A 10,650-nucleotide genomic window follows, 5' to 3' on the forward strand; every position below is an offset into this window, starting at 1 on the left:
ATGCCATCATCCATTTGCTGGCCGACAGTGGCGCCGACAACCACCGCGAAGCCATCGAATTGCTCCAAATCCACCCCGAAAAAGCCCGGGAGCTTATCGGCATCCCCCACGTTGAATAACGGAATGGCCCTGCCATGCCGGTCGATTTTTACCTCACTGAGCACATAGCCGGGGTTGGGTGCGAGGTGTTCTTGATTCCTCTTCACGCTGCTCGCCAATACCAAAACCAACCTTTGAAAACCCAAACCTCAAAAAGCGCAACTTCAAAACGCGCCAGCGAGGGTGCCGCGACTCCCGATGGTCCAACGGTTCCCCGACGGGCGATGGCCGAGTTCGGAGGCGTGTGGCGGGCGTGAGAAGGCCAAGGGAAGGGTTATCGGCTCCGTAGATCGCCACACCAACCTGAACTCCGCTCTAATCCCATGCGAAGTGACATCGGCGCCTTCGGCCACCCGGATGGGGGCCGAAGGCTCACCAATGGACAGGTGGTTACTTCTTCTTTGACTCCCGTTCTTTGATGTCCGCCTTGGTCTGGCGATCATCCAGAAGATGCTCGGCAAAGAAGTCCCAGAGGCGGTCGGTGAAGTAGGGCTGGGCAACGCCGAAGCCGTGGCGGGCGCCGGGGATGATGAGCAACTCGAAGCGTTTGTTGGCCTTGATGAGCGCATCCACCAGTCGCATTGTGTTCGCCGGGTGGACGTTGTTGTCGATCTCCCCGTGGACCAGCAGCAGGTGCCCTTTCAGGTTGGCGGCCAGTTCGGCGTTGGTCGGGATCTTGATGTCGAATTTCGTCTTCGGCAGCGTCTCCGTCTTCGTGTCTTTCTTGTCGCCGGTCATTTCGTCTTTCTTGTCCGTGACGGCTTTGATGTTATCCTTTTTGGCCTCGTCCTTCTTGGCTTCGTCTTTTTTGCCCTCATCCTTTTTGATTTCGGTTTTCTTGGCTTCTTGCTTGGGGCCGTCGCTTTTCTTCTCCTCGGCTTGCTTGAGGCCCTTTTTCATGTCGTCCTGCCGGGCGAGCAATCCTTCCAATTTCTTGAAGAGAGCCGCGATCTCCTCCTTTTGGGACTCTCCTTTGCCCAACACCATCGTGAGTTGTTTCTTCACCTCGTCGATCTGCTTTTGGAGTTCTTCAAGCTTTTCCCGCGAGGGTTTCTCGGTTGCGTCGGCCACCACTCTTGGCGGGGGAAGTTGTTCCGGTTCGTCTTCCTCCGGCGGGTTCTTGCGCTGGCCTCCAGTGCCGGTTCGGCGCGCTCCTTTGCCTTCGGTTTGCGTGGCGTCGTTTTTCTTGTCCTCGCTCTTTTTCTCTTCGATCGTGACCTCACGAAGACCGTGGTAGGTTTCGGACCAGTAATTGTTGTAAATGTTATTGTCATGGTTGCCGGCGCTGGCGACGGCGGCCTTGAAGAACTCGTTGTAAGGCTTCTGGAGCATGGCCGCCCCGGACATGAATCCGCCGCCGGAATGGCCGTAGATGCCGACGCGGTCGATGTCGATCCACGAATGCCGCCCGGCCAGCGCCTCGATGGCGGCCTTCTTGTCCACGAGGCCGTAATCACGCAGGTTGAAATAGCCGAAACTGTGATACGCCTTGCTGCGTTCCGGGCAGCCGCCGCGATGGCCGACTTGGATGATGATAAAACCAAGTTGGGCCAATTGTTGATAGCTGGTCCACGCGGAAAACGTGTGGCTCACCCCTTCTTGTTGCGGGCCGGGGTAAACATACACGATGATGGGGTATTTCTTGCTCGGGCTGAAGTCGAACGGCTTCCACATGTTGCCGTAAAGATCGGTCACGCCGTCGGCCGCCTTCACGTTGAAACATTCCGGCGGTTTCCAGCCGGTCTTTTCCAGCAGGGTGAGATCGGTCTTTTCCAATTCCATCACCACATTGCCCTTGTCGTCCCGCAGGGTGGCGGCGGGGGCCAGGTCGACCCGGCTATAACTGTCCACGACGAAGAGCTTGGAGGGGGACAGCCAGACGCGGTGGTTGGCGTCGCCCGGAGTCAGGTTGGTCAGGTCGCTGCCATCGGTGCGGACACGATAAAGATGGGTGTAATAGACGTTCTCTCCCGGTTCGCGGGCGTTGCCGAGGAAGTAGATCAGGCGGTTTTTGGCATCCACTTCAAGAACACGACCCGCCCGCCATTCGCCGCCGGTGATGGGGTTCTTTAACTTGCCGTCACGGTCGTAGAGGTAAAGATGGCCCCAACCAGAACGCTCCGACCACCAGATCACCTCGTCGGTCTCCTCGATGATCCGGGGAGCCGCCACTTCCAGATAAGCCGCCTCGAAGCCCTCGGCAATCAGGCACTTTTCCTCGCCGGTTTTGGCGTTCAGCCGACAGTATTCATGATGCCGGCGAAGACGGTCCCGACGAACGAACTCCACATCATCGGAGGTTTTGCCAAAGCGGATGTCAGTGTAGGCTTCGTCCTTCCACTTGGGCTTCAACCGGGCCAGCGTTTTGGCGCCCGCGTCGCCGATGTAGAGTTCCCCCTTGGCGATGGCCTCTTCGCCCGGCATCGAATAACGGTAACGCTCCAACGCAGGCCGGGGCGCGGCAATCGAATCAACCAAGAATAGTTCTTTCATTCCCCGCCGGTCGGTGCGGGTGACGGTGAATCGCTTGGAATCCTTGGACCATGTGACCTGCGGGCGGGTCTTGCGGTCGCTGGGGGGTTGCGGTTTTTCGAGGGTGCCGTCGCTGCGACGGGATTGCTGGCCGACGCCGTAGCCGTAATCCTCCTCGCCGTCCGACGAGAGTTGTTTGGCTTCCGCCTCTTTGCCCTCTTCGGCCAGATAGAGGTTGAACTTGTACGCATAGAGGTACAGTTTCCGATCCGGCGAATAAGCCTTGTAGCTGCCCGGCCCGAAGCCCCCTTTGCCAAGCAATCCCTTCCAGCCTTCCGTTCGGCCGCCGTCTTTTTCGTCCTTCTTCTCTTCCTTCTTGCTGTCTTCCTTCTCCTCTTTTTGCTCTTCCTTCTTCAACTCAAGGTCATCCTTCTTCTCTTCCTTGTTGTCATCGTCTTTCTTCTGTTGGTCTTGCCCGTTGCGAAGGCGTTCAAAATACTCCCGGCGTTCGTTCTCGGTCATCCGGTCCAACACTTCCTGGGGAAGCCGTTGCGGATCGGCTTGTGCCCGGCCGAGTTTCTTGATCGTGTTCGTGGCCAGATCGTATTCATACTGCCACGTCTCGAAAGCGAATTTAAATTTTCCATCTTCGGAAACGCTGACCGCGCGGATTTGGAAACTGGCGGCGTCCAGTGGTTTCTGGGCCAGCTCGGACAACTGGGCCAAAAGCCGGGCGTGATCGAACAACGGCGTCTTTGTCTTCTTCGCCGGATCCACCCGCCAGTGTTTCACCCCTTCCGGCGTTCGGACGGCATACCAGAACTGGTCCGTCTTGCCGATGAACGTTGGCGTGATGGTGGCCGGGTGGACGTGCTGGTCCACGAATTCCTTGGTGAATTTCCTGGCTTGGGACCAGTTCGCCCCCGCCACTTTTTCAGGCTCGGCCGAGTGCGCGGCAGCCATGATGCCGACGAACGTGAAGACTGCGGAAAAGAGGCGAGGATGTGACCGCATAAGGGGATTCTCAGATGTTAATCTTGGGGCTTTTGTCGTTTTAGGGGATTTGCTCCGTCACGGCGCGCCGTTTGGCTTGCTGTCTTTTTTGTTCGATTTTTCCGGCTCGCGCGGCGTCTAAAATTTCTTCGATCAACAATTGGCCCAAGCGATGCGAACTGGAACGGCGCTCTCTCCCTCCGTAAGGTAAACGTTGCCCCTGAAGGAATCCCGCCGCGTGTCAGTTCCCAGTCATCGTCCCTATGTGTGGATGCTCTGTGGTTGCGTGAGCTTCGCCATCATGTCCGCACTTGCCCATGAAGCGGGGCAATATTGCAACTGGCAAACGGTCGCCTTTTTCCGCAGTTTTCTCGTGCTGGTCATCGTCGGGTCGGTCTGTCTTGTTCAGAAAACCCCGTTTGTGATCTGGAGGCCGCTTCGTCTCTGGCATCGCAGTCTGGCGGGGAGTTTCAGCCTTGTCACGGCGTTCTTTGCCCTCGCCAAATTGAAGGCATCCACGGTGGTCACGCTCACCAACACGTTTCCCATTTGGGTGGCGTTGCTGTCGTGGTTCACGCTGGGAGTGTTTCCGTCATTGCGGGTCTGGCTGGCGGTGTTCGGCGGCGTTGCCGGGGTGTGGCTGATTCAACAGCCGCAGGCCGGGGACAGCGATCTGGCGTTTGTGCTGGCCTTGCTCAGCGCCGTTTCCACGTCGGTCGCCATGCTTGGGTTGAACAAACTCAAGGGGGTTAATCCGAATGCCGTTGTCGTGCATTTTTCCGGCGTCGCCACGCTGACATGCGCGGCCGCGATGTTCGCGTTTGAATCGCGGGAAGAGGCTGTGCCATTTTATTCGCCGTATCCACTGATGCTGCTGTTCGGCGTCGGCCTGACCGCAAGCATCGGCCAGATGTTCCTCACGCGGGCCTTTGCCTTGGGCGATCCGGCCAAGGTGTCTGTCGTCGGGTTGTCGCAGGTGGTGTTCACCCTGATGATCGACGTGGCTTTGGTCGGCCATCATGTGACCAATATCGCGATGTTGGGCACATTCCTGATTCTGGCCCCGACGGCTTGGGTGATGATGGAGCGAAAACGCCCCGCGATGCCGACGCCGGAACCGGTTCCCGAGCCTGTGGAAACAGCCTCCGCAAGAGCGTAAAGCCAGCAAGTTTCTTGTTGATCTTCGTGGCGGAACTTGGTGTGATCTCTGTGACCGGTCTTTTCTTCATTCCCCTCACGATGAAACTTCCCGGAGATTACCCTTGATGCGCTGTTCCCGAGTCTTGATCGTCTGGTTGTTGCTCACCGGCGTCGGGCGTGCCGACGAGTTGTCCGAGGCCATCGCCAAAATCACGGATGTGCCCGCCTACAAATCAGCCCGGTGGGGATTGCTCGTCGTTGACGCGACGACCGGGAAGACGGTCTACGAACGCGAACCGGACAAACTCTTTACCCCCGCCTCGACCACCAAGCTCTACACCTGCGCGACGGCCTTGGCCGAACTCGGGTCCGATTATCGTTTTCGCACACCGGTGTATCAGCATGGGACCGTAAAGGATGGCATCCTGACCGGCGATCTGATCTTGGTGGCCTCCGGTGATCTCACGATGGGGGGCCGTCGCGGCAAGGACGGCAAAACCCTCTTCGCGGACAATGACCACACCTATGGCGGGGGAATCACCCCCACCGCCCTGACTGATTCGGACCCAACATACGCCCTCGATCAACTGGCGAAGCAGATTCGCAAAAACGGCATCACCGAAGTGACCGGCGGCATCTTTGTGGACGACGGCTTGTTCCCCAAAGCCAAGAGCAGCGGCAGCGGACCGGAATTGGTGACGCCGATCGTCATCAACGACAATGTCGTTGACGTGCAGGTCTTCGCGGCGAAGGCCGACGGGATGCCCGCGACTGTCGTGGTGCGTCCGGTGACCGAATGGATTCAAGTGGATGCGAAAGTGACGACCGGCCCGGCCGGCGGCAAGGCGAATGTCTCCGTGGCGGCCATCTCGCGGAACCAGATCATCGTTCGCGGGACAATTCCCGCCATGTCGCCGACGGTCACCCGCATTTCCCTGGTGGAGTCGCCGGAGTTGTTCGCGCGGGCCTTGTTCATCGAAGCGCTTCGCAACAACGGTGTAAAGGTGCGGGCGTCCTTGAAAGAACCCGGCGACCACGTCCCGCCGACGAGCCAGTACGACAAGCTCACGAAGGTGGCCGAGTATCAATCGGAACCGCTGGCCGATGTCATCAAAGTTGTGTTAAAGGTAAGCCACAATCTCTACGCCAGCACGCTCCCGATCATCGTGGGCTTGAAACACCAAAATGGCACGATTCAACGCGGTCTCGAACAACAAGCCAAATTCCTCAAGAGCCTTGGCATCGACCCGGCCACTGTTTCTTTCGCCGGCGGGGCAGGGGGGGCCAACGCGGATGCGGTGACGCCGCGAACGACAGTTCAATTGATTCAGGCGATGGCGAAACACAAGTCAGCCGATGTCTATTTCGACGCCCTGCCCGTGATGGGCGCGGACGGCACACTGGCGGGCATCGTCCCCAAAGACAGCCCGGTGTATGGCAAATGCCGGGCGAAGACGGGCACGCTTTCGTGGACCGATGTGCAAAACGACCGGATGCTGATGCGATCAAAAGCGCTGGCCGGGGAACTGACGACCGCGAAGGGGACGAAACTCTACTTTGCGATGTTCCTGAACGATGTCCCGCTCGCCCCCGGCGGCACGACTAACCAACAGGGCAAAGTGTTGGGCAAGGTGGCCGAGGCGATTCACATTCACGGACCATGAGAATGAAGCCAGCATTGACGGCCTTTGCGGGTCGTCAACGCAGACTTCCATTCGCCGTCCGTGCCACCGACTCATTTCGCGGTGGTTGTCCACCACAACGCATTCGTCAGCATCTTGATGAAGTTCTCGTCCTCAAAATCCTTGGGGTGGCCGAGGGAAGTGTAGAACACCCGGCCTTTGTTCACTTCCCGCGTCCAGGCGACGGGTTCCTTGTGATCCGGGATGGTTCCCGTCATCAACACGGTCACATCTTTGGCCACATTCGCGTTCTTGTAGAGACCGCCGGTGGCTTTGGAGAGTTTGACACCCTCCAAAATCGGGTGTTTCTTCCCGGCTTCGGTGAACGTGATTTCCGGAACGAGATCATGCCCGAAATGGTTGCCGTAATCGCCGCCATAGAGTTCCTTGTCCATCGCCAGCCAGTTTTGGAAACCGTGGCTGGCGGTACGGATGCCGATGGCCGGTTTGCCCGAGGCTGCATACTTTTTGACGGCCTCCAATTGCGGCCCGTCAATCTTGAGCCGCCGGGTGAAGAACACCGCCACGTCGCATTTTCCAAGGCCGTCGATCAGTCCGGGAATATCATCGTCTGCCTTGCGGAACGCCCGCAGGACTTCCACCTTGCCGGTGGCCTCCAAGTGCTTCTGCCAGATCGCCAGAGAGTCATCAGATTTGTATTCCAGCGAACCGGACACCAGCAACACCTTTAACTTGGGACCGGCGCTTTGTTCCTTGGCTTTAGGCTTCGGCTGTTCGGCCGGGGCTTCCGTCTGGATGAACGAGAACAAATCCCGCACGTCGTCATCGCTGAGGGTGTCGAGCAGTTTTTCCGGCATGAGCGACACCGGGGAGGGAAGCATTTGGTCGATGTTCGCCTTGGAAATGACCGTCTTCACCGGTTTGTTGTCGATCACATTCACCAGTGTGACGGAGGCATCCGACGGGTCTTGCACCACGCCGGAAAGCCGCCGGCCGTCGTTGGTGGTGACATTGAACGAAATATATTCCGGCCGGACATACCCGGACGGATCCACGATCTGGGCGAGCAGATAACCGCGATTCTTGCGGTCGGCCGTCGTCAGATCCGGGCCGATCTTGGCACCCTCGCCGAATAGTTGGTGACAGATCGCGCAGTTCTTGGTGAAGAGTTCTTTCCCGTGCGTTTTGTTGCCGGGGGCTTTGCTCAGTTGAATGTTCAACCACGAAATCCGGGCCTGTTTCTCACCCGGCGTCGCCGCTCCGATCTTGCCCCAATGCTTCAGCACCACTTTGTCGATTTGTTCGTTCTTGAAGTCAGCCAGCGGCCGAAGTTGTTCGATGGCGATGGACTTCGGATCGACCCTCCCGGCATCCACCAGCGAGAGAAGTTTCGCGGCCGTCTCCGGTTTGCCAAGCAGGAAGGTGAGGGCCTGTGGCCGAAGCCCGCCGCCCATCTTCGGAAACGCGGCCAGCACCTCGGAACCAAACTCCGGGTCCGCGTAACTGGCCGTCGCCAGCATGGCCGCCGTCCGAACACCATCGGTCTTGCCTTCGCGGAAGAGTTTCAGAAGAACCGGCTGTGATTCCTTGCGACGAAGTTGGCCGAGCAACTGGATGAGCTTGACGGCCTCGGCCTCGGGCATTTTGCCTTCGGTCAGGCGGCCATGAGCCTGCTTCAAAGCATCTCCGTGGTTAAAACGTAGACGCAAACGTTGAAAATTCGGGTCGGCGGCGGCGGACTTCTCCATCGCGTTCAACGTCTCCCGCAACTGGTCGGGCACATGGTCAACCGCTTTTGCATCCATGCCGGCCTCCAACCCCTTAAACACAAGCGGCCGGAGAGCCTCGGGGACCATGGTGAGGATGATGTGCGTACCGGAAAACCTCGCCCTGTCTTCCAAATCACCGGCCATCAAACGGCGAGCAATCCTTTCAAGAAGGACCGTTTTCATCATGGGCGAATCCCAAACGATGTCTTCCGTCCGCACCTTGTCCAACTCAAAAGACTGATCGCCAAGTGGTCGTTCCAATGCCCACCACACCAACAGGGGCAGTTGCGGATCGGCGGCGTCTTCCGGACGAGCGGCGAGGGCCAGGGCAATCTCGACCCCGCCCATGCCGGGCAACCGCTTGGCTGTGCAAGCAAGCTGGCTGCGGACCAACACGCTTGGGTCCGTGCGAGCGAGCTTGACGACCCGATCCCATATGGCCGAAGACCTGGGGAATATCCAAGCGAACGGATTTCGATCCCCGAGCAACCGCACCGCCCACGCCCGGACGTGTTCGTTGGGGTGCTCAAGGAGTTTCAACGCGAATTCGTCAGAGATTGGTTCAATCAAATCCGCCGCCCACATCGATTCGAGGGCGAGGAGATCCTTCCCTTCCAGAGCTTGCTTTTTCAATCTTGGCAGCACGTTCGCGTCTTTGCGTTCCGTCAGCAGTCGGCGAGCCATGTTGCGATACCACTTGTTCGGGTTTGCCAGCAAATCGCACAATTCATCGCTTGTTTTCTTGGACAGATCCATCGTCGGGATGGTTGCCTTCTCCTTGTAGTCGATGCGATAAATCCGGCCGCTGGTCTTGTCCCATGTGTCAATCGGGTCGAGGTGGGCGGCCCGTTTGTCGTACCAGTCGGCGACGTAGACGCAGCCGTCCGGGCCTTGGAAGCAATCGACGGGGCGGAACCAAATGTCGGCGGTCGTCATCAGGTCGCCGCCGTGCGTGGCAGTGAAGCTCGATCCCTTCGGCGTCATCTTGTGCCAGTAGATCGCATTCGAGAGCAGGTTCCCGGCGATGTACTGGTCGCGCATCTCCGGCGGGTAGCGGTCGGCTTGGTAGACCACACCGCCGCAGGTGACGTGGCCCCCTTTGAACTTCTCGTACGGGACATGCTCGAAGTAGCCATACGTGTACGGATTGTGCAACGGGCCATGTTTGGCGAAGCCCTTTACGTAATAGGCACCCTGCACATGATGAAGCATCGCCGCGCCGCCATAGTTTGTCCCGGCGATACAGCGGCCGTACTGGTCGAAGTCGAGACCGTAAGTGTTGCCGCCCCCCTCGGCGAACAGTTCAAAGCGTTTCGTCGGCGGGTGGTAGCGCCAGATCCCTTGTTGGAACTCAATGGCCGGGTGTTTGGGATCGGCCGGGTTTCGGATCTTGGCCGTCACGGTGCTGCCGTGGGCGCCGTAGAGCCAGCCATCCGGGGCAAATTGCAGGGAATTCGCGTAGGAATGCGTGTCCTCCATGCCAAAGCCGGAGAGCAGCACGGTCGGATCGCCATCGGGAATGTCGTCCCGGTTCTTGTCCGGGTAGAAGAGGAGGTATGGCGGTTGAACCACATACACGCCGCCGTCGCCCAGGCAAAAGCCGGTGGCGAGGTTCAAATCCGCGAGGAAGTCCTTTGACTTGGTGTATTGCCCGTCTTTGTCCGGTTCACTCAAGATGGTGATGCGGTCAATTCCCTTCGGCCCCTTGGGCGGTGGTTCCGGCACGCGGTCCCACACGGTACGGAGGTATTGGTCCTGCTTGACCGGCTTCAACCCGGCCGGGTTGGGGTATTGGAGGTATTGCAGCACCCAAAGCCGCCCCCGGTCGTCGAACTCCATGCTCAGCGGTTGCCGGACAAGCGGTTCGGCGGCAACGAGCGTGGCCGAGAAACCCTCGGGGAGTTTCATCCCCTTCATGGCCTCTTGGGGGCTTAGACCGCCCGCGAATACAGGGAGCGATGCGCACAACATCAACAAAAGTGATCGCATGAAAAGATTTCCGGCAGGCGGGCGGCGGGAGAAGTCTCCGCATCCTAACGGGCGGCCGGTTGAAATGCAAGCATTGAGGCAGGCAGGCGAAAATGCGGGAGAAGCATCTTCACGGACGGGCAAGATCCCGGAGAAATTCCTCCGGCGTTGACGCTTGCTTCAAAAAGGTCTGGGCCCGTCCGATTTCATCCAGCGAGGATAGAGCGTTGAGTTTCTCGGCGATAACCGGGTCCGTCCGGCCGAACTTCAATTCAGTGGCAAACATCAGCCCACTAATGAGACCCGAGATCTGCCCCTGTTCGCGGCCTTCTTCACGGCCTTCTTCACGGCCTTTTTCAATGCCTTTGATCATTCCCTTGTCATAGACGGTCAGGTTCACGGCTTTCACCTCCGAATAGGTTTTGGTTTCCAGAATCCCTTCGAGTTCCCTCGCTTGGTCTTCGGTCAACGGGAGATAGGCCTGCACACATTCACCCAGCAGGAACTTCTTTCGGTCATCCAATGGGGCGTTATGCTAGTTGCGGGAAGGCCAGCCGCTTGATTTT

At 58.6% G+C, this 10,650-nt stretch carries 5 protein-coding genes; 2 read left to right on the forward strand and 3 right to left on the reverse strand.

The genetic code is table 11. The features are described from left to right. Window positions 1-489 precede the first annotated feature (489 nt). A complete protein-coding gene (locus tag BGIM_RS58660; protein ID WP_020473770.1) occupies window positions 490-3,585 on the reverse strand; it encodes a S9 family peptidase in 3,096 nt (1,031 codons plus the stop codon). Between the two features lie 217 nt (window positions 3,586-3,802). On the opposite strand from BGIM_RS58660, the gene BGIM_RS0132175 reads away from it, so the two are divergent. After that, the gene (locus BGIM_RS0132175; protein ID WP_157369590.1) at window positions 3,803-4,723 is read left to right on the forward strand and encodes a DMT family transporter; all 921 of its coding nucleotides are present in this window, start codon (window positions 3,803-3,805) and stop codon (window positions 4,721-4,723) included. A gap of 106 nt (window positions 4,724-4,829) precedes the next feature. Further along, the gene (gene dacB / locus BGIM_RS53535; RefSeq protein ID WP_020473774.1) at window positions 4,830-6,368 is read left to right on the forward strand and encodes a D-alanyl-D-alanine carboxypeptidase/D-alanyl-D-alanine endopeptidase; all 1,539 of its coding nucleotides are present in this window, start codon (window positions 4,830-4,832) and stop codon (window positions 6,366-6,368) included. Window positions 6,369-6,439: 71 nt separating this feature from the next. Here the strand turns inward: dacB and BGIM_RS0132190 are convergent, their stop codons facing one another. Beyond that, window positions 6,440-10,105 (reverse strand): PVC-type heme-binding CxxCH protein, encoded by a 3,666-nt coding sequence (locus BGIM_RS0132190; protein ID WP_040891065.1) that lies wholly within the window; start codon window positions 10,103-10,105, stop codon window positions 6,440-6,442. Window positions 10,106-10,214: 109 nt separating this feature from the next. Beyond that, entirely contained in the window at window positions 10,215-10,484 is a 270-nt protein-coding gene (locus tag BGIM_RS53540) for a hypothetical protein (protein WP_157369591.1), read from the reverse strand. Window positions 10,485-10,650 lie beyond the last annotated feature (166 nt).

The sequence above is a fragment of the Zavarzinella formosa DSM 19928 genome, from assembly GCF_000255705.1.
Taxonomy (GTDB): domain Bacteria; phylum Planctomycetota; class Planctomycetia; order Gemmatales; family Gemmataceae; genus Zavarzinella; species Zavarzinella formosa.

Bases quoted from the DNA above. Each gene is read 5' to 3' on its own strand.
- BGIM_RS58660 (WP_020473770.1), bottom strand. From the start codon at position 3,585: ATGCGGTCACATCCTCGCCTCTTTTCCGCAGTCTTCACGTTCGTCGGC.
- dacB (WP_020473774.1), top strand. From the start codon at position 4,830: ATGCGCTGTTCCCGAGTCTTGATCGTCTGGTTGTTGCTCACCGGCGTC.
- BGIM_RS0132190 (WP_040891065.1), bottom strand. From the start codon at position 10,105: ATGCGATCACTTTTGTTGATGTTGTGCGCATCGCTCCCTGTATTCGCG.